The 23,751-nt window shown below is 67.8% G+C and carries 22 protein-coding genes; 9 read left to right on the forward strand and 13 right to left on the reverse strand.

Going from position 1 to position 23,751, the window contains the following annotated elements; all coding sequences use genetic code 11:
• Positions 1-46: 46 nt before the first annotated feature.
• Positions 47-562, reverse strand: coding sequence for a DUF1269 domain-containing protein (locus ACCC97_RS18710; protein ID WP_413334313.1), 516 nt, complete (start codon positions 560-562; stop codon positions 47-49).
• A 194-nt stretch (positions 563-756) separates the two neighbouring features.
• Between ACCC97_RS18710 and ACCC97_RS18715 the strand changes: the two genes are divergently transcribed.
• The 8 genes from ACCC97_RS18715 (at position 757) to ACCC97_RS18750 (ending at position 8,256) form a co-directional block, all read left to right on the forward strand.
• Positions 757-1,578: a creatininase family protein gene (locus tag ACCC97_RS18715; protein ID WP_007829120.1), complete on the forward strand. Its 822-nt coding sequence runs from the start codon at positions 757-759 to the stop codon at positions 1,576-1,578.
• 13 nt (positions 1,579-1,591) lie between these two features.
• Entirely contained in the window at positions 1,592-2,392 is an 801-nt protein-coding gene (locus ACCC97_RS18720; RefSeq protein ID WP_413334315.1) for an ABC transporter ATP-binding protein, read from the forward strand.
• Positions 2,370-3,257, forward strand: coding sequence for an ABC transporter permease (locus ACCC97_RS18725; RefSeq protein WP_007829124.1), 888 nt, complete (start codon positions 2,370-2,372; stop codon positions 3,255-3,257). The genes ACCC97_RS18720 and ACCC97_RS18725 overlap by 23 nt, the downstream gene beginning before the upstream one ends.
• 120 nt (positions 3,258-3,377) lie before the next feature.
• On the forward strand, positions 3,378-4,775 hold the full coding sequence (locus ACCC97_RS18730; protein WP_413334317.1) for an FAD-binding oxidoreductase: 1,398 nt from the start codon (positions 3,378-3,380) through the stop codon (positions 4,773-4,775).
• Between the two features lie 56 nt (positions 4,776-4,831).
• Positions 4,832-5,857 carry an ABC transporter substrate-binding protein gene (locus ACCC97_RS18735; RefSeq protein WP_007829128.1) on the forward strand — a complete coding sequence of 342 codons (1,026 nt, stop codon included), beginning with the start codon at positions 4,832-4,834 and terminating at the stop codon, positions 5,855-5,857.
• Positions 5,858-6,013: 156 nt separating this feature from the next.
• Entirely contained in the window at positions 6,014-6,604 is a 591-nt protein-coding gene (locus tag ACCC97_RS18740) for an NAD(P)H-dependent oxidoreductase (RefSeq protein WP_007829130.1), read from the forward strand.
• Positions 6,605-6,634: 30 nt separating this feature from the next.
• Positions 6,635-7,594, forward strand: coding sequence for a PDR/VanB family oxidoreductase (locus tag ACCC97_RS18745; RefSeq protein WP_413334319.1), 960 nt, complete (start codon positions 6,635-6,637; stop codon positions 7,592-7,594).
• Positions 7,591-8,256: a TetR family transcriptional regulator C-terminal domain-containing protein gene (locus ACCC97_RS18750; protein WP_007829134.1), complete on the forward strand. Its 666-nt coding sequence runs from the start codon at positions 7,591-7,593 to the stop codon at positions 8,254-8,256. The genes ACCC97_RS18745 and ACCC97_RS18750 overlap by 4 nt, the downstream gene beginning before the upstream one ends.
• Here ACCC97_RS18750 and ACCC97_RS18755 read toward each other — a convergent pair.
• The 10 genes from ACCC97_RS18755 to mdeB form a co-directional block, all read right to left on the reverse strand.
• Complete coding sequence (locus ACCC97_RS18755; protein ID WP_007829136.1) at positions 8,249-8,719, reverse strand: RidA family protein; 471 nt, start codon at positions 8,717-8,719, stop codon at positions 8,249-8,251. The two genes, ACCC97_RS18750 and ACCC97_RS18755, sit on opposite strands and share 8 nt — an antisense overlap.
• Positions 8,716-9,912, reverse strand: coding sequence for an amidohydrolase family protein (locus tag ACCC97_RS18760; RefSeq protein ID WP_007829138.1), 1,197 nt, complete (start codon positions 9,910-9,912; stop codon positions 8,716-8,718). The genes ACCC97_RS18755 and ACCC97_RS18760 overlap by 4 nt, the downstream gene beginning before the upstream one ends.
• Positions 9,909-10,727 carry a 2-oxo-tetronate isomerase gene (gene otnI, locus ACCC97_RS18765; RefSeq protein ID WP_413334321.1) on the reverse strand — a complete coding sequence of 273 codons (819 nt, stop codon included), beginning with the start codon at positions 10,725-10,727 and terminating at the stop codon, positions 9,909-9,911. The genes ACCC97_RS18760 and otnI overlap by 4 nt, the downstream gene beginning before the upstream one ends.
• 12 nt (positions 10,728-10,739) lie before the next feature.
• Complete coding sequence (locus tag ACCC97_RS18770; protein ID WP_413334324.1) at positions 10,740-11,405, reverse strand: aldolase; 666 nt, start codon at positions 11,403-11,405, stop codon at positions 10,740-10,742.
• Positions 11,402-12,673 carry a 3-oxo-tetronate kinase gene (gene otnK, locus ACCC97_RS18775; protein ID WP_413334326.1) on the reverse strand — a complete coding sequence of 424 codons (1,272 nt, stop codon included), beginning with the start codon at positions 12,671-12,673 and terminating at the stop codon, positions 11,402-11,404. Before otnK ends, ACCC97_RS18770 begins: the two co-directional genes overlap by 4 nt.
• A 3-nt stretch (positions 12,674-12,676) precedes the next feature.
• Complete coding sequence (denD, locus tag ACCC97_RS18780; RefSeq protein WP_007829145.1) at positions 12,677-13,690, reverse strand: D-erythronate dehydrogenase; 1,014 nt, start codon at positions 13,688-13,690, stop codon at positions 12,677-12,679.
• A gap of 23 nt (positions 13,691-13,713) precedes the next feature.
• A complete protein-coding gene (gene ltnD / locus ACCC97_RS18785) occupies positions 13,714-14,637 on the reverse strand; it encodes an L-threonate dehydrogenase (protein WP_413334328.1) in 924 nt (307 codons plus the stop codon).
• A 16-nt stretch (positions 14,638-14,653) separates the two neighbouring features.
• Positions 14,654-15,988, reverse strand: a complete 1,335-nt coding sequence (locus ACCC97_RS18790; RefSeq protein ID WP_413334330.1) for an MFS transporter — start codon at positions 15,986-15,988, stop codon at positions 14,654-14,656.
• 126 nt (positions 15,989-16,114) lie between these two features.
• Positions 16,115-16,891, reverse strand: coding sequence for a FadR/GntR family transcriptional regulator (locus ACCC97_RS18795; RefSeq protein WP_007829150.1), 777 nt, complete (start codon positions 16,889-16,891; stop codon positions 16,115-16,117).
• A 58-nt stretch (positions 16,892-16,949) separates the two neighbouring features.
• Positions 16,950-19,607: an alpha-ketoglutarate dehydrogenase gene (gene mdeB / locus ACCC97_RS18800; RefSeq protein ID WP_413334332.1), complete on the reverse strand. Its 2,658-nt coding sequence runs from the start codon at positions 19,605-19,607 to the stop codon at positions 16,950-16,952.
• A gap of 105 nt (positions 19,608-19,712) precedes the next feature.
• On the opposite strand from mdeB, the gene ACCC97_RS18805 reads away from it, so the two are divergent.
• On the forward strand, positions 19,713-20,180 hold the full coding sequence (locus ACCC97_RS18805; RefSeq protein ID WP_007829154.1) for an Lrp/AsnC family transcriptional regulator: 468 nt from the start codon (positions 19,713-19,715) through the stop codon (positions 20,178-20,180).
• 123 nt (positions 20,181-20,303) lie between these two features.
• Here ACCC97_RS18805 and ACCC97_RS18810 read toward each other — a convergent pair whose 3' ends face one another.
• On the reverse strand, positions 20,304-22,577 hold the full coding sequence (locus tag ACCC97_RS18810; RefSeq protein WP_413334334.1) for a PhoX family protein: 2,274 nt from the start codon (positions 22,575-22,577) through the stop codon (positions 20,304-20,306).
• Positions 22,578-22,702: 125 nt separating this feature from the next.
• On the reverse strand, positions 22,703-23,751 hold a 1,049-nt coding region (locus ACCC97_RS18815; protein WP_413334335.1), incomplete at its 5' end, for a murein transglycosylase A.

The following is a 23,751-nucleotide window of genomic DNA, read 5'->3' on the forward strand; positions in this document are numbered from 1 at the left end:
TGCGGTCCCTCGGCTCGGCATCATGGGTTCAGGGCTCATTCGCGCTTCAGAGAAACGCCGGAACTCGCGGCTCTTCGCCCTCGAACCGGGCCTCGGGATGCGCAGACTGCAGCAGCGCCTCGATGTCCCGCACGCGCGAACGCGGCAAGTCCACCATCAGCAGGATCTGTCCCTGCGCGATGGCGCCCTCGAAACGCTGCAGCCTGGGACTGGGGATGGAAATGCCGATCATGCTGGCCGACCAAGTGCCGACCACGCCACCCACGACGGCCACCAGCACGGCCACTTCCCATTCGGGATCGTCGCCGAAGATCGGAAACATCAGGGCAGCCATGAGGCCGACGACGATGCCGCAGGCGCTGCCGACCGCCCACCCGGTCTTGGCTGCGTGGACCACGTCCGAGGTCTGCCACACGTTGGCCGCATGGAGCCCGGCCATGTCCATGCCTTCCGGTCCGGCGAAATGAATGCGCGCAACGTCGACGCGCGCCCGCACCAGATCGTCCATCGCCCGCCTGGCGCTCGCCAGGTCCGGCATCAGCCAGTAGATGCGTCTCTTCATAGCGTCCCCTTTCCGCCTTGCGACAAGCCGAGGAAACATGAACGACTTATATGCCCAAGGAGAGCCGCCATCAAGGGGTGCTGCATTCGGCGGCCGCGGCGTGGGTAACCTGCCAATCCATCTTTTTTTGACCGAATGGATGATTTAGATCATCATCCCCGCTCCTACTGCCCGTCACCACGAGGTACGCCACGATGAACCCGGTCCCCTTGCGCAGCCGTTTCTGGTCCGACCTGACCAGCGAAGAGTTCTCCCGCCTCGACCGTGAACGGCTCATTGCCGTGCTGCCCGTGGGCGCGACCGAGCAGCACGGCCCGCACCTGCCGATGTCGACCGACACCGCCACCATCGACGGCATGGTGCACGCCACGCTGCCGCACCTGCCCGACGACCTGCCGGTGCTGTTTCTGCCCGCCGTGCCCTACGGCAAGAGCAACGAGCATTCGCGCTATCCGGGCACGCTCACGGTGTCCGCCAACACGCTGATCTCGCTGTGGAAGGACATCGGCGCCTGCGTCGCGAAGGCCGGTGTGCGCAAGCTGGTGCTCTACAACAGCCACGGCGGCCAGATGAGCGTGATGGACATCGTTGCGCGCGACCTGCGCGAGGAACACGACATGATGGTCGTAGCCGCCAATTGGTACACGCTGGGCCTGCCCGAGGGCCTGTTCACCGCGCACGAGGGCCGGCACGGCATTCACGCCGGGGATCTCGAAAGCTCGGTCATGCTGCACCTCGCGCCCGACTGCGTGCGCAAGGACCAGTTCCAGAACTTCAGCTCGATGACGGAGCAACTGGCCGCCGAGAACAAGTTCCTGTCGATCACCCCCAGCGGCAAGCTCGGCTGGCAGATGCACGACATCAACCCCGCGGGCGCAGCCGGCGACGCCACGCGCGCCACCGCCGAAAAGGGCGCGGCGGTGCTCGACCACGTGGGCCGCCGCTTCGTCGAGCTGCTGCACGAGGTCGACCGCTTCCCGCTGTCGCGCCTCGCCAACCAACCCGCCTGGCGCTAGGCTCGCAGCCATCATGGAAAGCACCACGCCATCCACCCCGCCGCTGGTCACCCTGCGCAACGTCAGCAAGCGTTTCGCCAACGGCACGCTCGCGTTGCAGGGCATGTCGCTCGACATCGGCGAGCACGACTTCATCAGCTTCCTCGGCCCCTCGGGCTGCGGCAAGAGCACCGCGCTGCGCCTCATCGCGGGGCTGACGCGGCTCAGCTCGGGCGACATGCACTGGTCGGGCGCCAACACCGGAAAGACGCAGAGCGACCGCGACCTGGGCTTCGTGTTCCAGGAGCCCACGCTCATGCCCTGGGCCAAGGTGTTCGACAACGTGTGGTTGCCGCTCAAGCTCGCCGGCATGAGCCGCGACGCAGCGGCGCCGGTGGTGCAGCAGGTGCTCGAGATGGTCGGCCTCTCGCGCTTTGCCGACGTGTATCCGCGCGAGCTCTCGGGCGGCATGAAGATGCGCGTGTCGATCGCGCGCGCGCTGGTCACGCACCCGCGCCTGCTGCTGATGGACGAGCCCTTTGCCGCGCTCGACGAGATGACGCGCATCAAGCTCAACAACGATCTGCTCGCCATCTGGCGCGAGCACCGCTTCTCGGTGGTGTTCGTCACGCACAGCGTGTACGAGTCGGTGTACCTGTCGAACCGCATCGTCGTGATGGCGGCGCGCCCAGGGCGCGTGATCGACGAGATCCGCATCGACGAGCCCTACCCGCGCGGCGAAGAGTTCCGCACATCGAGCCGCTACAACGCGCATTGCACGGCGGTGTCCCAATCCCTGCACGGAGCGCTGCATGGCCTCGACATCGATCACTGAGCCCGTCGCCCTTGCGGACGCCAATGCGGATGCGGTGCCCTCCGAGGCCGCGCTGCGCGCCCACGAAGACAAGCTGCGCCGCCGCGAGTCGATGCTGCGCATCGTGGCGCCCGTCGTCATCATCGCGGCGCTCCTGCTGCTCTGGGAATGGACCGTGCGCGCCAACAACATCCCGCACTACATCCTCCCCGCACCCTCGCTCATTCTTCGCACGCTGTTCGACAACTGGGATTCGCTCTCCAGCGCCCTGTGGTTCACGATCAAGCTCACGCTGCTCGCGCTCGGTGCGGCCATCGTCGGGGGCGTGCTTCTGGCGATCGCGTTCGCGCTCTTCAAGTGGGTGGAAATCGGCCTGTTCCCCATCGCCGTGATCCTGCAGGTGACGCCGATCATCGCGATCGCGCCGCTGATCCTCATCTACGTGTCGAACACCACCGCGGCGCTGCTGCTGTGCGCGTGGATCGTGGCCTTCTTTCCGATCCTGTCGAACACCGTCATCGGCCTGAAAAGCGCCGACAGCAATCTTCGCGACCTGTTCCAGCTCTACAAGGCCTCGCCGTGGCAGACCTTCCGCTACCTGCTCGCGCCCAGCGCGCTGCCGTACTTCATGGCGGGCCTGAAGATCGCGGGCGGGCTGAGCCTGATCGGCGCGGTGGTGGCCGAGTTCACGGCCGGCACGGCGGGCAAGGAAACGGGTCTTGCATCGCGCATTCTCGAGTCGAGCTTCCGCACCGAGATTCCGATGATGTTCGCGGCGCTGCTGCTGGTGTCGTTGTTGGGCATCGTGATCTTCATCGTGTTCGCCGCCCTGTCGCGCCTCGTGCTCGGCCACTGGCACGAAAGCGAGATGCGCCGTGAGAACTAGGCTCGCCCCCAGTCTTCGCGCACTTCGTGTCGCTTCGCAAACCCCCTACCGGGGGCAACACCAGCGGCCCGGTAAAGCCGGTTCCGCGGTGTTCCCCGAACAGAGACGACAGGAAGTTCCATGAACTCCGTGCCTGCCGGATGCGACGGAACCAGCGCGCCTGCCGCCGACTGGGACACAGTGCGCGAAGACCTGCACGGCCTCAACCTGATCACCGCGCCGGCGCAACGCAAGCAGCTGTCGAAAGACTTCTACTGGTACAGCCCCATCCTCACCGCGCAGCTCGCGGGCTGCGTGGCCGACCTCGTCGTCAAGGTCAGCACCGAGGACGACGTGCGGCAGGCCGCCGCCGTGGCCGCGAAATGGAAGCTGCCGCTCACCGTACGTGCCGGCGGCACCGGCAACTACGGCCAGTGCGTGCCACTCGAAGGCGGCATCGTGCTCGACGTGACGCAGATGTGCCGCGTGCTCGACATCAACCCCGGACGCATCCGCGTCGAGGCCGGCGCGCGCATGCACGACATCGACCTCGCCGCACGCGAGACCGGGCAGGCGCTGCGCATGTGGCCCTCGACCTGGCATGTGGCGTCCATCGGCGGCTTCATCGCGGGCGGCTTCGGCGGCATCGGCTCATTCCGCCACGGCATCCTGCGCGACCCCGGCAACCTGCTGCGCGCGCGCGTGATGACGGTGGAGCGCGAGCCGCGCGTCATCGAGCTGCATGGCGACGAGATCCAGCAAGTGCACCACGCCTACGGAACCAACGGCGTGATCCTCGACGTCGAGGTCGCGCTGAGCCCGGCCGTCGAATGGGTGCACTGCACGGTGCTGTTCGAAACGTACCGCGGCGCGCTAGCCTTCGCCGTCGCGGCGCAGGCGCCCGCGCTCGACATCTTCCTGCTGTCCACGGTCGAGGCGCGCTTCTCGCCCTACTACACGGCCATGCGCGACCGTTTTCCTGCCGACCGGCATGCGGTGTTCGCCATGGTCTCGCCCGGGTCGATGGCGGACTTTCGTGCGCTGGCCGATGCACAGGGCGGCACGATCTCGGTCGCCGGCACCGAGGCCGAGCTGCTCGCCGAAGGCCTGCCCCCGGCCTACGAGTGCGCCTTCAACCACACGACGCTGCAGGCTCTGAAGGCCGATCGCAGCTGGACCTACCTGCAGGTGGCCTACGCCCAGCCCTTCGACCCGGCCGTGGTCGAGCGCCATCTGCAAATCTTCGGCGACGACGTGCTGCAGCACCAGGACTTCGCGCGCGCCAACGGCGAGTGCGGCACCTTCGGCATCCTGCTCGTGCGCTGGAAGGGCGAGGCCCACCAGTACGAGCTGATCCGCGAGATCGAGTCGCAGGGCGGCTGCAAGATCTTCAATCCGCATGTCGTCACCATCGAGGACGGCGGCATGAAGACCATCGACACGCAGCAGATCGAGTTCAAGAAGCGCAGCGATCCGATGGGTTTGATGAACCCCGGAAAAACACGCGGCTGGTCGCCCGACATGGCCCGCGACCGCTGAAAAAGAATAGTCTTCGCATCCCGTACTTTCCCAAACCTCCACAGGAGCACGTCCCCATGCGCATCCCCGCCTTCCATCTCCGCCCGTTGGCCTTCGGCCTGGCGCTGACCGCAGCCTTCGCCGCGCAGGCGCAGGAAAAAGTGGTATTCGCCACCAACTGGAAGGCGCAGGCCGGCCACGGCGGCTTCTACCAGGCGCTGGTGGACGGCACCTACAAGAAATACGGCCTCGACGTCGACATCCAGCAGGGCGGCCCGATGGTCAACAACCGGCCGATGCTGCCGGCCGGCAAGGTCGACTTCCTGATGACCGGCAACCTGCTGCAGTCCTTCGACAACGTGAAGAACGGCGTGCCCACCGTGGTCGTCGCGGCCTTCTTCCAGAAAGACCCGCAGGCCATGTTCGCGCACCCGGGCCAGGGCTTCGACACCTTCAAGGACATGGCCAAGGCGCCCGTGGCCTTCATCGGCAAGGACGGCCAGTTCAGCTTCTGGCAGTGGATGAAATCGGAGCACGGCTTCAAGGACTCGCAGCTCAAGCCCTACACCTTCAACGTCGGCCCCTTCCTGGCCGACAAGAAATCGATCCAGCAGGGCTATGCGATTTCGGAACCGCTGTCGATCAAGGCCCAGGCCGGCTTCGACCCGGTGGTGCAGCTGCTGGCCGACAACGGCTTCTCGACCTACTCGACCACCGTCGAGACGCGCGCCGACCTCATCAAGAACAAGCCCGAGACGGTGCGCAAGTTCGTCGAGGCCTCGATCATCGGCTGGAACAACTACCTCTACGGCGACAACAAGGCGGCCAACGAGATGATCGCCAAGATCAACCCCGATTCGCCCGTGGCCGCATCGCAGGGCTCCATCGAGCTGATGAAGAAGATGGGCATCGTCGACAGCGGCGAATCGCTCGCCAAGGGCATCGGCGCGATGGACGAGGCGCGCGTGAAGGACTTCTACGACAAGATGGTCAAGGCCGGCCTGTACAAGCCGGGCGAGGTCGACCTGTCGAAGGTCGTCACCACGCAGTTCGTGAACAAGGGCGTCGGTGTCGACGTCCGCAAGAAGCTGACGGGCAAGTAGGCGGCTTCGTTTTTTCCCGTGGGTCGCGCGGGGCTTGCGCCGGGGTCAGATGCCGGCGCCTGGGTTGCCATAAGGCACTGCGCGGCCTTTTATCCCCTGGGCTCTGACCCCGTCTCGCCAGCAACAAAGAAACGCTGAGCGAACCGGCCCTCAACCATGAAAACGTTAGTCATCCACTGCCATCCGAACCCTGACAGCTTCAACCACGCGCTCTACCGCACCGCGCTCGAAGCGCTCCAGCCGCGGCACCCCGTCAAGGCCATCGACCTGTACGCCGAGGGCTTCGACCCGACGCTGACCCGCGAAGAGCGCATCGCCTACCTCGACAACCCCGACCTGATCCGCGAACGCGTGAAACCCCACGTCGAGGCGCTGCTGTGGGCCGAGCACCTGGTGTTCGTGTTTCCGACCTGGTTCCACGGACCGCCGTCGATGCTCAAGGGCTGGCTCGAACGGGTGTGGCTGCCGGGCGTGGCCTTCCTGCCGGCGCAGCGCAAGGGGCAGATCGCGAAGTCTGGGCTGCGGCACATCCAGCGGCTCACGGTGGTGACCACCGGCGGCTCGCCGCGCTGGTTCGTGATGATGATCGGCGACCCGGGCCGGCGGCTGTTCACGCGCGCATTGCGCGCGCTGTTCGCATGGCGCTGCAAGGTGACGTGGCTGCAGCTGCACGACATGAACGCCGTGACTGCAAGCGACCGCAGCCACTTCATCGAGCGCGTGTCGCGCAAGCTGGGCAGCATCTAGAGAACGCAGAAAGCAGGGAGACACATCACCATGAGCCTCGAACGCACGCTCACCGTCCGCGTCGAACGCATCTCGCGGCAGACGCCTGAAATACTGGCCTTCGAACTGGCCCATCCGTGGGGCCGGCCGCTGCCTTCCTACGAGGCCGGCGCGCACATCGACGTGCACATGCCTGGTGGGTTCTCGCGGCCGTATTCGCTGGCGCGCGCGCCTTGCGGCGCCAACTCGTACGTGATCGGCGTGAAGCGCGAACTCGACAGCCGCGGCGGCTCGGCCTCGATGCATGAGCGCGTGCGCGAAGGCGACCTGCTCGCGATCAGCGCGCCGCGCAACACCTTTCCGCTGCGCGAGGAGGCCGCGCACCATCTGCTGATGGCCGGCGGCATCGGCATGACGCCGCTCCTGGCGATGGCGCAGGCGCTCGCGGCGCGCGGCGCATCGTTCACGCTCTGCGTGTTCGCGCGCAGCGAGGAGCACCTGGCCTTTGCCGGCGCGCTGCGCGACCCCGCGCTGGCGCCGCATCTGCGGCTGCATCTCGACCAGGGCGACGCCTCGCAGCGTATCGACCTGCGAGCGCTGCTGGCCCGACCCGCACCTGGCACGCACCTGTACGTGTGCGGCCCCGGCGGCTTCATGCAGGCGGTGCGCGACGCGGCCGCGCACTGGCCCGAAGACGCGCTGCACGCCGAATATTTCGCCACACCCACCGATGCCGGTACCCCAACCGGCCTGCCCTTCACGCTGAAGCTCGCACGGCGCGGCATCAGCGTGCCCGTTGCCGCAGACCAGACTGCCGTCGACGCGCTGCACGAAGTCGGCATCGACATCCCCGTGTCGTGCCAGCAGGGCCTGTGCGGCACCTGCGTGGTCGAGGGCGACGGTGCAGGCGCCGAGCATCGCGACTTCTGCCTCACAGGCAGCGAGCGCCGCCACAAGGTCGCCCTGTGCTGCTCGCGCGCCAAGGGGCAGGAACTGGAACTCCAGCTGTGAGCGCGCGTCCTCCCATCAACGAAGAAGGCGACGGCGAGGCGCCCGCCACGCGCGGCCGCTCGCGCAAGTACACGCAGGTGCTCGGCCTCATCAACCAGGCCGCCATCGAAGTGTTCGCCAGCGAGGGGCTGGCCGGCGCATCGACGCAGGCCATTGCCGACAAGGCCGGGCTCTCGAAGGCGCAGTTGCACTACTACATAGAGAGCAAGGAAGCGCTGTATCGCCAGGTGCTGCAGGACATCCTCACCGACTGGATCGTGGTGTTCGGCTTCAGCGACGAGGCCTTCGGCCCGCGCAAGGTGCTGGGCGACCTGATCCAGCGCAAGATGATGTTCTCGTTCGAGCACCCGCTGCGCTCGCGCATCTTCACCGCCGAGATGTTGCGCGGCGCGCCGGTCATCGACGACATGATGGACACGAGCAAGCAGCGCACCGACCAGGCCGCCGCCGTGATCCAGAACTGGATGAACCAGGGCCTGATGGACAAGGCCGACCCGATGCTGGTGCTGTTCCACATCTGGGCCGTGACGCAGTTCTATGCCGACCACGCCACCCAGGCCGCGTACTTCCGCAACGTGGCCCAGCAGGGCGACGACAAGGACCGGCGCTACCTGATCGAGCAGGTGACGGAGTTCCTGCTGAAGGGCGCGGGCGTCAAGTAGAAGGCGAGCGCTGGGGCAGGTACATGGTGGCTTCGACTTCCACCAGCACTTCGTCTCCCGGCAAGAAGCGCGACACCTCCACCACCGTGCTCACCGGCGGCTCGCCCGGATAGAACAGGCCGCGCACGCGGTTGTAGAACGCGTAGTGCGGCAGGTGGCGGAAGTACTGCACCAGCTTCACCACGTCTTCCATCGTGCCGCCATGCTCGGCCGCGATCTGGCGGATGCGCTCGAGCACGAACCAGCTCTGCGCGACGATGGGCGCCTCGAACACGTCGACCGACATCTGCCCCGTGGCGTAGCCGACACCCTGCAGCGCGGTGCGTGCGGCCTCGGGAATCGCGTCGTAGCCTGCGACTGCGCGGCGCGTGGCGGGGTCGACCGCGACCACGCCGCTCATGAAGACGAAATCGCCCACGCGCCTGGCGGCGGCGTAATTGGCCATTGGCTTGCCCATGCTCATTGTGTTTTCTCCAGTGCCCGGCCGGCGCGGATGACGGTGCGTTGCCGTCCGCGCGGGCCGATGAGTTCGTGTTCGTCGGTTGCCGCCAACACCAGCAGGTCCGCCGGGCAGCCCGGCGCGATGCGCCCGTCCCATGCGAGCCCCAGGGCTTTCGCGGGGCTCACGGTGACGGCGTCGAGCCAGTCGGAGGCCGGTGCCAGGTGCGCCATCTGCACACCAAGGCCGAAGGTCTCCAGGAGGTCGTAGCTGCCGTAGGGATAGAAGGCGTCCTGCACGTTGTCGGTTGCCAGGCTTGCACGCAAGCCCCATGCCGCCGCCTCGCGGATGCGCGTGATGCCGCGCTGCACGGGCGTGCGGTCCCAGGCGCCTTGCAGGTAGAGGTTGGTGGTGGGCAGCGCGACGAGGTGAATGCCCGCGCCGGCGCACAGCGCCAGTGTTTCATTGGCAACTCCATCGCCCTGCACCGACAGCGAGCAGGCATGGCCGCAGGCCACGCCGTTCCTGAAATTGCGCGCACGCACCAGTTGCGCGATGCTGCGCAGACCGCTGGCTTCGGCGTCGAGGCCTTCGTCGACATGGAAGTCGAGCCCCAGCCCGTGCTGCTGCGCGAGGTCGAACACGCGCCCGAGCTTGTGGACGATGCCTTCGTTGCGGTAGACGAACGCGCCGAGCACGCCGCCCGCACGCTTCACCTCGCATGCAATGCGCTCGCCAGCGGCAAGGTCGGCGAACAGGTCGAGCGGCGTGAGCGAAACGAACTGCAGCTCGACGCGGCCACGCCATTCTTCGCGCAGTGCCTCGAACACGGGCAGGGCGGCGGGCGGCTCGGGCTGCACCCAATCGAGGTGCGTGCGCAGCGCGCGCGCGCCCGATTGCCATGCGTCGTGCAGCGCGCGCTCCATGCGCAGGCGCAGCGACTCGCCGGTCCAGCTGTCGCGGTGCTTGTTCATGCGGTCGATGGCGGCGAACAGATTGCCCTGCGCCGCACCCACGTCCTGCACGGTGTAGTTCTTGTCGATGTGCGCATGCGCCTCGACCAGTGCGCTCAGCAGCGTGCCGCGCGCGTGCTGCTGTTGAGCGCTGGCCACGACGGACCCGACCCTGTCGCCGGCCAGCGTGACGTCGAACAGCTGCGCATCGCCCGCCGCGAAACCTCGCAGCGGCACCGGAATGCGCAGCGCTTCGAGCTTCATGCGCGCTGCTGCAAAGCGCGCAACCAGCCGAGCCCGGCCGAGGTGCCGCCCGGCTCCGAACCGCGGCGCGGCCGGTATTCGCAGCCGACCCAGCCCTGCCATCCGCACTGCGCCGACACTTCGTCGATCACGTCGAACAGGTACGGGTAGTTCTGCTCGCCGATGTCGGGCTCGTGGCGCTCTGGCACGCCGGCGATCTGGATGTGGCCGACGCGGCCGGTGGGCAGGTACTTGCGGATCTTCATGGCCACGTCGCCTTCGACGATCTGGCAGTGGTACAGGTCCATCTGCACCTTGAGGTTCGGTGCGCCGACGGCCTCGACGATCTCGTGCGCCTGGTCCTGGCGGTTGAGGAAGAAGCCCGGAATGTCACGCGTGTTGATCGGCTCGATCAGCACGTCGCGGTTTGCCTTGGCAGCTTCGGCCGCGGCCCAGCGCAGGTTGTCCAGGTACACGGGCCGCAGCGCATCGCGCTCCAGGCCTTCGGGCACGAGGCCGGCCATGACGTGGATGCGGGGGCAGTCGAGCGCCACGGCGTAGTCGATGGCCCTGGCGATGCCTTCGCGGAACTCGGCCTCGCGTCCGGACAGGCAGGCCAGGCCGCGTTCGCCGCCGTTCCAGTCGCCGGGAGGGCCGTTGAACAGCACCTGCTGCAAGCCGTTGTGCTTCAGCCTTGCGAGGATCTCGTCTTTCGAAAAGTCGTACGGGAAGAGGTACTCCACGGCCTTGAAGCCGTCTTTCGCGGCGGCGTCGAAGCGGTCGAGAAAGGCGAGCTCCGGATAGAGCATCGAGAGGTTGGCGGCGAATTGGGGCATGGGGTGTTTCTACTACCAGCGCGCTCCGAAGGTGCGGCGCAGTTCATCGATCTGTTCGGCGTTCAGCGGTGCAGGCCTTGCGGCGCTCGCAAGCATTTGAAGCCGGGCGGTTTCCTCTAGTTCCTCGAGCACGGCCATGGCGGCGGCCGGCGTGTCGTGCCAGACATTGGGGCCCAGGCGCGTGAGCATCACGGCACGGATCGGGGTGCCGGCAGCGCCGAGGCGCTCGATGGCCTGCGCCACCTGTTCGGCCGCTTCGGGTGCGCCGGGCCGGTGGTACGGAATGACCGGCACGTGGCCGACCTTCATCACGAAGTACGGCGTGAGGGCGGGCAGCAGCTCGTCACCCGGGTTGTTCAACGTGAGCGCCACGCAGTGCGTGCTGTGCGTGTGGATCACACAGGCCGTGTTCGCATCGAACTTGCGAGCGGCTGCGTAGATTCGCGTGTGCAGCGCGATGGTCTTGCTCGCGCGGTCGCCGCTGGTCTGCTGGCCTTGTGCGTCGAGCCTTGCCAATCGGGCCGGGTCGAGAAAGCCGAGGCATGCGTCGGTCGGTGTGATCAGAAAGCCGTCGTCCAGCCGCACGCTGATGTTGCCGGCCGTGGCATGCACGTAGCCGCGCTCGAACAGGCTGCGGCCGACGCGGCAGATTTCTGCGCGGGCTTCGTTCTCGGTCATGCGAGCACTGTAAAGGCCTTGGTGAAGAAATCGTCACTACCGAAGTTGCCGGACTTCAGTGCGATGTGCACACCCGTCTCGGGCGCGGCGTCGGAGCGCGCGTGGCACCACGGCACACCGGGGTCGATCTGCGGGCCGATCTGCATCTGCGCGATGCCTAGCGCCTGCACGCATGCACCCGAGGTTTCACCGCCGGCCACCACCAGCTGGTGTACGCCGCGTTCGACCAGGCCGCGCGCGATGGCTGCAATGGTGCGTTCGACCATCGCGCCGGCCTCCTCGACACCGAGCCTGCCTTGCACCGACTTCACGGCGCCGGCTTCGGCGGTCGAGTAAACGAGCACGGGGCCCTTGTCGATCAAGGGCGTGGCCCAGGCCAGCACTTCGGCGGCAACGTCCACGCCCGCCGCGATGCGCAGCGGGTCGATGGCCATCGCCTGGCCGCCGCGCTGGATGAAATCGAGCACCTGCCGGTTGGTCGCGAGCGAGCAGCTGCCCGAGACCACCGCGGTCCTGCCACCGGCCTTGGGCAACGCACTGGCCTGCGACGAAGGCGCAAGCCCGAAGTTGGCCGGCAGGCCGATGGCCACGCCCGAGCCTGCGGTGAGCAGCGGCATCTTCGCAAGTGCCGGGCCCATGCGCAGCAGGTCGTCGTTCGACACCGCGTCGACGATGGCGATGCCCACGCCCTCGGCCTTCAGCTGAGCGATGCGCTCGTCGATGGCGGCCGCGCCGCGCGCCACCACCGCATAGTCGATCAGTCCCACCTTGCGTTTGCACTGCGCCTGCAGCACGCGCACAAGGTTCGGGTCGGTCATCGGCGTGAGCGGATGGTTCTGCATGCCGCTCTCGTTGAGCAGCACCTCGCCCGCGAACAGGTAGCCCTTGAACACGGTGCGCTTGTTGTCTGGAAAGGCGGGCGTGGCGATGGTGAAGTCGCAGTTCAGCGCGTCCATCAGCGCCTCGGTCACGGGGCCGATGTTGCCCTGCGCCGTGCTGTCGAAGGTGGAGCAGTACTTGAAGTAGATCTGCCGCGCGCCCTGCGCCTGCAGCCAGCGCAATGCGTCGAGCGACTGCGCGATGGCCTCGGCCGGCGCGATGGTGCGCGACTTGAGGGCGACGACGACGGCATCGACGTCGGCATCGAGCGGGCCTTCGGGCACGCCGATGGCCTGCACCACGCGCATGCCCGCGCGCACGAGGTTGTTGGCGAGATCGGTGGCACCGGTGAAATCGTCGGCAATGCAGCCGAGCACGAGCTTGGCCATGGCTCAGCCCTTCACAGGCAGCTTCACGGCCTGCGCGTTCTCGCGAACGTAGTCGCGCAGGATGGCGTCGAAGCTTGCGTCGGCCTTCAGGCCCAGCGCCTCGGCGCGTGCCGCGTGGATGCGGCTGGGCCAGCTGGTGACGATCTTCGCGATGGCCGCATCGGGCTCCCAGTCGATGAGTCCGGTTGCCTCCTTGCCGGCGATGCGTTCGAGCGCCTGCGCCATCTCGCGCACGGTGGTCGTCAGCGCGGGCAGGTTGATGGCGGTGCGCGCCCCCCATTCGGCAGTGCTGGCCGTGGCCGCGCGCACGATGCCCGCGACGGTGTTGCCGGGCGAGGCCAGCGCGACCGGCGTGTCGGGCGACACCGGGCAGCGCGCGCGCTCGCCGGCCAGCGGCTCGCGCAGCATGCCGCTCAGGAAGCTGGAGGCCGCGCCGTTGGGCCGGCCGGGGCGCACCGACACCGTCATGAGCCGCACGTTGCGGCCCTGCACGAAGCCCTTGCGCGTGAAGTCGGCCACCAGCTGCTCGCCGATGAATTTCTGGATGCCGTAGCTGTTCTGCGGCGTCGGCAGCGTGGTGTCCTCGATCACGGCCGGCAGGCGCTGTTCAGGCGAATCGCCGAACACCGCGACCGAGCTGGAGAACACGAACACCGGCGAGTGGCCCGCGCGGCGCGCGGCTTCGAGCAGGCCGCGCGTGGCGTCGAGGTTGCTGCGCATGCCGAGGTCGAAGTCGGCCTCGCATTCACCGCTGACGGCGGCGGCGAGATGGAACACGAGCTGCGTCTCGGCGATGGGCAGCGCGCCGTTGCCTAGTTGTTCGAGCAGGTCGCCCTGCACGAACTGGATGCGCGCGTCGCCGGCCAGGTCGGCGGGCGGCGGCACGCGGTCGGCCAGCGTGATGCGCGACACGGGCTGCGCGGCGCCGCCGGCCAGTGCGAGGTTGCCGCCCGCGAGCAGCGTGCGAGCGAGGCGGGCGCCGAGGAAGCCGCAGCCGCCGGTGATGAGGATGTTCATGCTGTGTGTCTCTGCTTTCTACTTCAGGCTTGTTTTTTCGGGGCCGGCACTTCGATGCCCGGGAAGATCTTGATGACCGCGCTGTCGTCCTCGCGCGCATAGCCCGCGGTCGAGGCCTGCATGAACATCTGGTGCGCGGTGGACGACAGCGGCAGCGGGAACTTGCTGGCGCGCGCCACGTCGAGCACCAGGCCCAGGTCCTTCACGAAGATGTCGACCGCCGACAGCGGCGTGTAGTCGCCCGCGAGCACATGCGCCATGCGGTTCTCGAACATCCAGCTGTTGCCCGCGCTGTGCGTGATGACCTCGTAGAGCGCGGCCGGGTCCACGCCTTCGCGCAGGCCCAGCGCCATCGCCTCGGCCGCGGCCGCGATGTGCACGCCGGCCAGCAGCTGGTTGATGACCTTCACCTTGCTGCCAGCGCCTGCCGAGTCGCCCAGGCGGTAGACCTTGGCGGCCATCGCGTCGAGCACGGCGCCTGCCTTCTCGTAGGCGGCGGGCGTGCCGGCGGTCATCATCGTCATCTGGCCACTCGCGGCCTTGGCGGCGCCGCCGGAGATCGGCGCGTCGAGGTACAGGATGCCCAGCTTCGCGAGGCGCGCCTCGAGCGCCACCGACCAGTTCGGGTCCACAGTGGAGCACATCACGAACAGGCTGCCAGGCTTCATCGACGCGGCGCATCCGGGCGTGGTGCCGTCGCCGAACAGCACCGACTCGGTCTGCGCGGCATTCACGACCACGCTGACCACGATGTCGCACTGCGCGCCGAGCGCGGCCAGCGTGCCGCAGGCCGTTCCGCCGTCGCGCGCGAAGGCTTCGGCCACCTCGCGGCGCACGTCGAACACGTGCGGCGCATGACCCGCGCGGCGCAGCGATTGCGCCATGCCGGCGCCCATGGCGCCGAGGCCCACGAGGCCGACGACTGGAGAGTTGGAGGAAGAGGTCATCAGGATGTTCTTTCGATCAGCGATTCACGAGTTGCTTCGGCGTGAGCCACACGCCGATGGCGCCGAGCACCAGCGCCGCGGCCAGCACGTACATGCCGATCTGCGTGCTGCCCGTCAGGTCTTTCAGATAGCCGATGAGGTACGGGCTCACGAAGCCCGCGAGGTTGCCCACCGAGTTGATGGCCGCGATGCCGGCCGCAGCCGCCGTGCCCGACAGAAAGGCGGTAGGCAGCGACCAGAACAGCGGCGCGCAGGTCAGCACGCCGGCCGCGGCGAGCGACAGGAAGGCGAGCGACACGGCGGTGTTCTGCGTGTACGAAGCCGCGACCGTGAAGCCGATGGCGCCCATCAGCGCGGGCACGATCAGGTGCCAGCGGCGCTCCTGGCGACGGTCGGCGCTGCGGCCGAAGAGGTTCATCGCGACGATGGCGCAGACGAACGGGATCGCGCTGAGCAGCCCGATGTGGAGGTTGCCCTGCACGCCCGTGGCCTTGACCAGCGTGGGCAGCCAGAAAGTCAGCGCGTATTGGCCCATGACGAAGGCGAAGTAGATCAACGCCATCCACCATATGCGCACATCGCGGAACACGCCAGCCACCGAGTGCGGCCCCTTGGCGCCGTGGTCGGCATCGCGCGCTATCTCGCGCTGCAGCAGCGCCTTTTCCGCCGCGTCGAGCCAGCGTGCCTGCGCAATGCCGTTGTCGAGGTAGACCAGCACCATCACGCCCACGATCACGGCCGGGACGGCCTCGATGATGAACATCCATTGCCAGCCGCTCAGCGACGCCGCGCCGTGGAAGCTGTCCATGATCCAGCCCGACAGGGGGTTGCCGAAGATGCCCGCCACCGGAATCGCCGACATGAACACCGCGATGATCCGCGCGCGCCGGTGGGCCGGGTACCAGTGCGTGAGGTACAGGATCACGCCGGGATAGAAGCCCGCCTCGGCCACGCCGAGCAGGAAGCGCAGGATGTAGAAGCTGGTCGGCGTCTTCACGAACATGAAACAGGCCGACAGCAGGCCCCAGGTGATCATGATCCGCGCGATCCAGATGCGTGCTCCGACGCGGTTGAGCAGCAGGTTGCTCGGCACCTCGAACAGGAAGTAGCCGAGGAAGAAGATGCCCGCACCCAGGCCGAACACGGTCTCGCTGAAGCCCAGGTCCTGCCCCATCTGCAGCTTGGCGAAGCCGACGTTGACGCGGTCGAGGTACGCGACCACGTAGCAGAGCATGAGGAAGGGCACGAGGCGCCAGAACACCTTGGCGTAGGTGCGCTTTTCGAGCGCGGCATCGGCTGTGGCGGACGGCGCGGCGTGCGTGGCGCCGGCCGGGAGGGTGGAAGAAGTCATGAAAAGGTTTGTCCCGCTTGATTTGTCAGGTCATCATACAAATCTGAGTTTTGTTGATTGACCCGGGGAAACCCGAAGGCAACGCCTCCTGCGGCGACTTTCTGGTGTCTTTATGTGTCGGCGGACTCAGCTGCCGACGGGCCAGCCTTCGACCAGGGGCCGCGCGAGTTGCGCGCCTTCCTGCTGCCAGAACGCGGGATCGGCCAGCTCGATGCGGCGGATCGCGTTGTCCATGTGGTTCTTGGCCGCCTCGCGCGCGCGCAGCGGGTCGCCGGCCTCGATGGCCTCGACGATGCGCGCGTGTTCCTGCGCCACCTCGCGCGCGAAGTCGGCGCGGCGCGCCTCGTTGGCGCGCGTGACGCGGGTGGCGCCATGCAGGAACTGGCGCAGGTACTGCAGCGTGCCGATCAGGAACGGATTGCGCGCCGCCTCGGCGATGGCGCGGTGGAAGCGCACGTCCTCGTCGGCGCCGTTGCCGCCCGCCTCGACCGCCGCATGCAGCGCATCGATGGCCTCGCGGATGCGCTGCACGTCGTCGGCCGTGCGGCGCTCGGCGGCCAGCGCGGCCACTTCGGCCTCGAGCGCACGGCGCACCTCGACCATCTGGATGACGGCTTCGCGCGAGGCGACGTGCGGCATCTCGAAGCGCAGCGGCTCGACACCGGCGGCACGCACGTACACGCCGCTGCCCTGGCGCGAGTCGAGCAACCCCAGCGACTTGAGCCGCGACACAGCCTCGCGCACCACCGTGCGGCTGACGCCGAACTGCTCGGCCAGCGCGGCCTCGGTCGGCAGGCGGTCGCCTTCGGAAAGACGCCCGCTGCGCACCTCGGCCGCGAGCGCATCGGCCACCTGGTCGGCGAGGCGGACGGCGGGAGCGAGGGACTGGAAGCGGGCGGTCATGGGTGCGATGGAGGTGGGGCCTGCGACTCTAACGCAGGCCCTGCGCGGCCGCCGGCGCTCAGTTCAGCGCGTGCCGCGCGGCGTTTGCAATGCTCGCGGCATCCACCCCGAAGAATCCGCGCAGCGCCGCACGCGTGTCGCTGCGGCCGAAGCCGTCGGTGCCCAGCGTGAGGTAGCGGCGGCCTTCGGGCAGGAAGGCGCGCACGCTCTCGGGCACGGCGCGCACGTAGTCGGTGGCGGCAATGACCGGTGCCTTGCCGCTGCCCTTGCCGAGCTGCTGCGCGATGAAGGGCGTGCCGGCTTCTTCACCAGCCAGCGCGCGCTGCTCGCAGGCTTGGCCGTCGCGCGCAAGCTCGCTCCAGCTCGTGACGCTGAACACCTCGGCCTCGATGCCTTCATCGGCCAGCAGCTGCGCGGCCTTGACGACTTCCGTCAGGATCGCGCCCGAGCCCATCAGCGTGACCTTCTTCTTCGCCTTGCCGGAGGCCGGCGAATACACGCCGAAGCGGTAGCACCCGCGCAGGATGTCGCCTTCCGCACCTTCCGGCACATCGGGCTGCGCGTAGTTCTCGTTCATGAGCGTGACGTAATAGAACACGTCCTTCTGCTCGACCATCATCTCGCGGATGCCCGCGTCGACGATCACCGCCATCTCGCCCGCATAGGCCGGGTCATAGGCCTTGCAGTTGGGAATGGTCGCGGCCACGAGGTGGCTGCTGCCGTCCTGGTGCTGCAGGCCTTCGCCGCCGAGCGTGGTGCGGCCCGACGTGGCACCGAGCAGGAAGCCTCGTGCGCGCTGATCGGCCGCGGCCCAGATCGCATCGCCGACGCGCTGGAAGCCGAACATCGAGTAGTAGATGTAGAAGGGCAGCATGGCCAGTCCATGCACGCTGTAGCTGGTGGCCGCGGCCGTCCAGCTCGCGATGGCGCCGGCTTCGCTGATGCCTTCTTCAAGAATCTGCCCGTCGGTCGCTTCGCGGTAGCTCAGCACCGAGCCGATGTCTTCGGGCGCGTAGCGCTGGCCCACGCTCGAATAGATGCCCACCTGCTTGAACAGGTTGGCCATGCCGAAGGTGCGCGCCTCGTCGGCCACGATGGGCACGATGCGCGGGCCGAGCGCAGCGTCCTTCATGAGGTTGCCCAGCATGCGCACGAAGGCCATGGTGGTGCTCATCTCCTTGCCGGCCGCGGCGGTCGCGAACTGTGCGTAGCTCGCGATGTCGGGCTTGGGCACGATGTCGCACGCTGTCTCGCGGCGCGGCATGGCGCCGCCGAGCGCCTCGCGGTGCTGGCGCAGGTAGCGCATCTCGGCGCTGTCCTCGGCCGGGCGGTAGAAATCCATCGCGATGGCCTGCGCATCGGTGAGCGGCAGGTTGAAGCGGTCGCGGAACTCAATGAGGTCCACGTCGCCCATCTTCTTGTGCGAGTGCGTGGTCATCTTGCCCTGCGCGGCGCTGCCCATGCCGTAGCCCTTCTTGGTGTGGGCGAGGATCACGGTCGGCTGGCCCTTGTGCCTGGCCGCTGCCGCGTAAGCCGCATGGATCTTCACGAGGTCGTGGCCGCCGCGCTTCAGGCGGTCGATCTGCTCGTCGGTCATGCCTTCGGCCAGGCGCGCGAGCTCGGGGTTCTGGCCGAAGAAGTTGTCGCGGTTGAAGCGGCCGTCCTTGGCCGCAAAGGTCTGCATCTGGCCGTCGACGGTGTTGGCGAACACGCGCGCGAGCGCACCGCTCACGTCCTGTGCGAAGAGGCCGTCCCAGTCGCTGCCCCACACGAGCTTGACGACGTTCCAGCCCGCGCCGGCAAAGAGCTTTTCGAGTTCGTCGATGATGCGGCCGTTGCCGCGCACCGGGCCGTCCAGGCGCTGCAGGTTGCAGTTGACCACCCACACGAGGTTGTCGAGCTTCTCGCGCGCGGCGAGCGTCAGCGCGCTCATCGATTCGGGCTCGTCCATCTCGCCGTCGCCGAACACGCCCCACACCTTGCGGCCCTCGCAATTCAGCAGGTTGCGGTGCGTGAGGTAGCGCATGAAGCGCGCGTGGTAGATCGAGCTGATGGGGCCGATGCCCATCGAGCCGGTGGGGAACTGCCAGAAGTCCGGCATCAGGTACGGATGCGGATAGCTGCACAGGCCGCGCGCGCCGCTGCCGTCGGTGAAGGCGGGCGCGGTGAGTTCCTGGCGGTAGTGGTTCAGGTCTTCTTCGCCGAGACGGCCTTCGAGGTAGGCGCGCGCATAGACGCCCGGCGCGCTGTGCGGCTGGAAGAACACGAGGTCGCCGCGGTGCTGCTCGCTGCGCGCATGGAAGAAGTGGTTGAAGCCGGTTTCGAACAGATCGGCCGCGCTCGCGTAGCTGGCGATGTGGCCGCCGAGTTCGCCATACGCCTGGTTGGCCTTGGCCACCATCGCGAGCGCGTTCCAGCGCATCAGCGAGGCGAGCTTTTCCTCGATGGCGAGGTCACCCGGGAACGGCGGCTGGTCTTCCACCGCGATGGTGTTGACGTACGGCGTCGCGAGTTCGGGCTGCCAGCCGATGCGCTGCTGCCGCGCGAGCCGGGCCAGCTCGACCAGCATCTGCTTTGCGCGCTGCGGCCCCTGCGTTTGCGCCAGCGCCAGGAAGGCGTCGCGCCATTCGGCGGTCTCGGCGGGGTCGGGGTCGTGCGAGAGCGGCGTGTCGAGCAGCAGGGCACGCATCTGGTCGGGCGAAATCGGGGCGTTCATATCGGCACTTTAGGCCGCCACGCGAAAAATTAGCTACTGGCGAAGCCAATTCCCTGCAAGCGTCGCAGCATAAAATTCCGTCAATCTTCAACCTTCCGGCATTTCATGCAACTCGACGCCATCGACCTGCGCATTCTCGACGAGCTGCAGCGCGACGGCGCGCTGTCGAACGTGGAGCTGGCGCGGCGCGTGCACCTGTCGCCATCGCCCTGCCTCGCGCGGGTGAAGGTGCTCGAAGCGAACGGCGTGATCGGCCGCTATGTGGCGCTCCTCAGCGCCAAGGCGCTGGGCTTGGGGCTCAACGTGTTCATCTCGATCAGCCTCACGACGCAGAGCAAGCAGTCGCTCGCCGATTTCGAGCAGCGCATCGCCGAGCACGACGAGGTGATGGAGTGCTACCTGATGACGGGCGACAGCGACTACCTGATCCGCATCGCGGTGGCTGACATGGCGGCGCTGGAGAAATTCATCCTGGAACAGCTCACGCCGATTCCGGGGATCGAGAAGATCCGCTCCAGCTTTGCACTGAAGCAGGTCAGATACAAGACGGCGCTGCCGTTGCCGAGGGAGTAGGTACTCCCCCAGGCTTCGCGCACTTCGTGTCGCTTCGCCTTCCCCCTCGCCGGGGGCAACACCAGAGGCCCGGCCAAGCCGGTTCCTCGGTGTTTCCCGAAAGGGGGCTGGCTCCTGCGACGATCAGAGGCCGATCAGGCCGCCGTCGTTTTTCGTGATGACGATGGTTGCCGAGCGTGGGCGGGTGTTGCCGCCATCGGGCCAGTGGCTGAGGAACTTCGTCGGATCGGAGATGTTCCCCTTGGCCGTGCTCTCGCCCGGGTGCTGGATGTTCACGAACAGCGCGCGGCCGTCACCCGATTCGGCGATGCCGGTGATCTCGCAGTCGATCGGGCCGACCAGGAAGCGGCGCAGGCCGTCGGTGCCGGGGGCCTTGCCGATGAAGGTGGCCTGCGTGGCGGTGGTGGAACCGTCGACGTTGGTGATGGTCTTCGCGCCGCCGTCGCCGACCTTGCCCGGCAGGGCGGCCAGCAGCATGCAGTTGGTCACGTCGGTGTACGCGCCGTCGTCGGTTTCCAGCCACAGCAGGCCGGGCGCCGCCTGGCTGAACCACATGCCGTCGGGGCTGGAGAAGTCATTGTCGGCGCCGAGGGCGGACAGGTTCACGTCGGCCGATGCAGTCGAACGAGCACCGAACAGGTACACGTCCCACTTGAAGGTCACCGCGGTCGGGTCGCCGTTGGTGTCGGCAAAGCGCACGATGTGGCCGTTCGGGTTGCCCTTCTGGTCCGTGCCGGTGGTCGTCTTGTCGTTGTAGAAGCGCGGGTTGGCGGCGTCGGTCTTGCCGATCGGACGCGAGCTGGCGTTGGTGTTGGTCAGCGTGACGTAGACCTCGCCGGTCTTCGGGTTGACGGCCGTCCACTCGGGGCGGTCCATCTTGGTAGCGCCGGCGGCGTCGGCGGCGTGGCGCGCATTGACCACCACGTCGGCCGCGTCGGCGAAGGCATAGGCGGAGTAGCTCGCGGTGATGTTGTTGGCGCCGAGCTTCAGTTCGAGCCAGTCACCCGTGCCGTCGGCCTTGAACTTGGCCACGTAGAGGCGGCCGTCGTCCATGTACTTGTCGCCGGCGGCCATGCCGCCGCCGATGTCGGCCGCGTCCCAGTTCTTCGTGGAGACGAACTTGTAGATGTACTCGTTGCGCGAATCGTCGCCCATGTACCAGACCAGCGGCTTGCCGGCCACGACCGGGCCCAGGCAGGCGCCTTCATGGCCGAAGCGGCCGAGCGCAGTGCGCTTCTTCGGCGTGCTCGTGGGGTTGAACGGGTCGATCTCGACGACCCAGCCGTAGGTGTTGGAGCCGTTGCGGTAGTCGTCGGCGGCGGTGCCGCCCACGACCACGACTTCGGTGTTCCAGCGGCCGTAGAGGTTGTCGGCCGTATCGGGCGTGACGGTGGCCCACAGCTCGCGGCCAGTACTCGAAACGCCATAGCGGCTGAAGGACGCCAATTCCTTGGCCGTACGGTTGGCATTGTCGTTGGCGGCGATGCGGCGGAAGTAGCCGGCCCAGTTTTCCTCGCAGGTGAGGTACGTGCCCCACGGCGTGGTGCCGTTGGCGCAGTTGTTGAGCGTGCCGCGGGTCTTGCTGCCGTCGGTCGAGTACTTGGTCTTCAGGTAGTCGGTCTTGGCGGCCGGGCCCGAGAAGCTCATCTCGGTGAGCGTGTGGACGCGGCGATTGAGGGTCGAGTCCTGCTTGTAGCTCCAGGTGCTGCCGCTCTTGTTGACCTCGATCAGGCTCACGCCGTGCAGGTAGAACTCGCGCAGCACTTCGTCGGCGACGGTGCGCGCGGCCGCGTTGCCGGTGCCGCTGATGGTCTGGCCGGCGGGGTGCAGGAACAACGGCGTGATGGCCTCGTGGTTCATCACGAGCAGGCCGCGCGATGCGCCGGCGGGGTCCCACTTGTTCGACGCGTTCATGCCGAAGTAGGTCATGCCGTCGTGGTGGTCACCCGCGCGACGGTCGTACGTGGTGGCGTCGTCGGAACCGTCGTTCTTGTAGGCGGCGACGCCCGAAGCGATCGGATCACCCAGGCGATAGAGCACGCTGGCGGTGTAGCCTGCGGGCACGGTCACGACATCGGCGAGGCTCTTGGCCACGGGATTGAAGCCGAGCTTCATCGCAGCGGCAGGTGCGGGCGCGGGCGCGGGTGCGGGCGCTGGCGAAGGCGCCGGGGCGGGAGCGGGTGCCGGAGGCAGCACCGGGAACGCGGTGCCGCCACCTCCACCACCGCCGCACGCCTGCAGCAGCGCCGTGCCGGCGGTGCCGACGCCCAGGCCGAACAGGTGGCGGCGGCTCAGGCGCGAGGCGATCAGGTCGGTGAACGAGGGGTTCGACGTGGGGTTGGTGCCGATGTCGTCGAGGTCGACCGAAGGATCGTCGGTGCGGGTATTTGCGGTCATGCGCAATGTCTTTCTTCATGGATTGGGGGAAACCAGCCCGTGAAGTTAGGCACTTCGTATGACGGCTCAATGAAACACTCAGCTTCCCGTCAGGTTGAATTGATCCACCAGGTGCCGCGCCCTGCTCAGGGAGCGGGCGACTGCCTCGGCCACAGCGCCCACAGGCGCAGCGGCTGATTCATGCTCGCCGCGAGGCGGCCCGCATCGGCGCCGGTGCCCGCGAAGTAGTCGGCGCGCACCGCGCCGAGGATGGCGCTGCCGGTGTCCTGCGCCACCACCAGTTTCTGCAGCTGCGCCGCCGGCCCGCTGGATGCCAGCCACACCGGCGTGCCGTACGGGATGCTCTCGCGGTCGACCGCGATGGAGCGGCCGGCCGTGAGCGGCACGCCTTGCGCGCCGCGCGGGCCGAAGGCGGCGTCGACCTCGCTCATCGTCTCTTCGCGGAAGAACACGTAGCGCGGGTTGCTCCACATCAGTTGCGACACGCGCTGCGGGTTCTGCGCGGCCCAGGCCTTGGTGTCGTCGGGCCACTTGCCGACCTTGGCCACGCCCTGGCTGATCAGCCATTGCTGCACGCTGCGGTAGGGCTGCTCGTTGGTGGCCGAGAAGGCCATTCGCACGGTGTGCTGCCAGCCGTTGGCCTCGGTGATGCGCAGGCGCCCCGAGCCCTGGATGTGCAGCATCAGCGCGTCGATGGGGTCGGCCATCCACGCGATCTCGCGGCCGCGCAGCGCGGCCTGCGCCTCGGGCAGGGTCTCGATCTCCTGGCGCGTGTACCACGGGCGGCGCGGCACCAGGCCGTCCGGGGCCTGGTAGATCGGCACGTTGAAGGTGGCGGTGGGCACGCGCGAGGCTTCGTACACCGGCTCGTAGTAGCTGGTGAGCTTGCCCTCGGTCTGGCCGTTCAACGCCTCGACGCGGTAGGGCTGCAGCCGCTCGGTCATCCACTGGCGCTGCTCTTCGGGCGTGGCGATGGTCAGCTGGCGCACGTCGCGGCACAGCGGCGCGAAGGCGGCGTTGGGTCGCACGCAGTTCGCCAGCAGCGCGATCCACGCCTCGTGCAGCGGGTCTTCGCCGAAGCCCGGCAGTTCCGTCCAGCCGACCGGCACCCAGCGGCTCTTGGGATGCGCGAGCGAGCCGGTGAGCGGACCGAGGTCGCGCGGCGGGGTGGCGG

The organism is Variovorax sp. Varisp85, assembly GCF_047304045.1.
Lineage (GTDB): Bacteria > Pseudomonadota > Gammaproteobacteria > Burkholderiales > Burkholderiaceae_C > Variovorax.

Excerpts from the sequence above, each read along its gene's own strand:
- mdeB (WP_413334332.1), bottom strand. The coding sequence starts at position 19,607 with ATGAACGCCCCGATTTCGCCCGACCAGATGCGTGCCCTGCTGCTCGAC.
- ACCC97_RS18725 (WP_007829124.1), top strand. The coding sequence starts at position 2,370 with ATGGCCTCGACATCGATCACTGAGCCCGTCGCCCTTGCGGACGCCAAT.
- ACCC97_RS18710 (WP_413334313.1), bottom strand. The coding sequence starts at position 562 with ATGAAGAGACGCATCTACTGGCTGATGCCGGACCTGGCGAGCGCCAGG.
- ACCC97_RS18755 (WP_007829136.1), bottom strand. The coding sequence starts at position 8,719 with ATGAGCATGGGCAAGCCAATGGCCAATTACGCCGCCGCCAGGCGCGTG.
- ACCC97_RS18715 (WP_007829120.1), top strand. The coding sequence starts at position 757 with ATGAACCCGGTCCCCTTGCGCAGCCGTTTCTGGTCCGACCTGACCAGC.
- ACCC97_RS18795 (WP_007829150.1), bottom strand. The coding sequence starts at position 16,891 with ATGACCGCCCGCTTCCAGTCCCTCGCTCCCGCCGTCCGCCTCGCCGAC.
- ACCC97_RS18740 (WP_007829130.1), top strand. The coding sequence starts at position 6,014 with ATGAAAACGTTAGTCATCCACTGCCATCCGAACCCTGACAGCTTCAAC.
- ACCC97_RS18760 (WP_007829138.1), bottom strand. The coding sequence starts at position 9,912 with ATGAAGCTCGAAGCGCTGCGCATTCCGGTGCCGCTGCGAGGTTTCGCG.
- ACCC97_RS18730 (WP_413334317.1), top strand. The coding sequence starts at position 3,378 with ATGAACTCCGTGCCTGCCGGATGCGACGGAACCAGCGCGCCTGCCGCC.
- ACCC97_RS18805 (WP_007829154.1), top strand. The coding sequence starts at position 19,713 with ATGCAACTCGACGCCATCGACCTGCGCATTCTCGACGAGCTGCAGCGC.
- ltnD (WP_413334328.1), bottom strand. The coding sequence starts at position 14,637 with ATGACCTCTTCCTCCAACTCTCCAGTCGTCGGCCTCGTGGGCCTCGGC.
- ACCC97_RS18720 (WP_413334315.1), top strand. The coding sequence starts at position 1,592 with ATGGAAAGCACCACGCCATCCACCCCGCCGCTGGTCACCCTGCGCAAC.
- otnI (WP_413334321.1), bottom strand. The coding sequence starts at position 10,727 with ATGCCCCAATTCGCCGCCAACCTCTCGATGCTCTATCCGGAGCTCGCC.
- ACCC97_RS18790 (WP_413334330.1), bottom strand. The coding sequence starts at position 15,988 with ATGACTTCTTCCACCCTCCCGGCCGGCGCCACGCACGCCGCGCCGTCC.
- ACCC97_RS18735 (WP_007829128.1), top strand. The coding sequence starts at position 4,832 with ATGCGCATCCCCGCCTTCCATCTCCGCCCGTTGGCCTTCGGCCTGGCG.
- ACCC97_RS18810 (WP_413334334.1), bottom strand. The coding sequence starts at position 22,577 with ATGACCGCAAATACCCGCACCGACGATCCTTCGGTCGACCTCGACGAC.
- otnK (WP_413334326.1), bottom strand. The coding sequence starts at position 12,673 with ATGGCCAAGCTCGTGCTCGGCTGCATTGCCGACGATTTCACCGGTGCC.
- denD (WP_007829145.1), bottom strand. The coding sequence starts at position 13,690 with ATGAACATCCTCATCACCGGCGGCTGCGGCTTCCTCGGCGCCCGCCTC.
- ACCC97_RS18770 (WP_413334324.1), bottom strand. The coding sequence starts at position 11,405 with ATGACCGAGAACGAAGCCCGCGCAGAAATCTGCCGCGTCGGCCGCAGC.
- ACCC97_RS18745 (WP_413334319.1), top strand. The coding sequence starts at position 6,635 with ATGAGCCTCGAACGCACGCTCACCGTCCGCGTCGAACGCATCTCGCGG.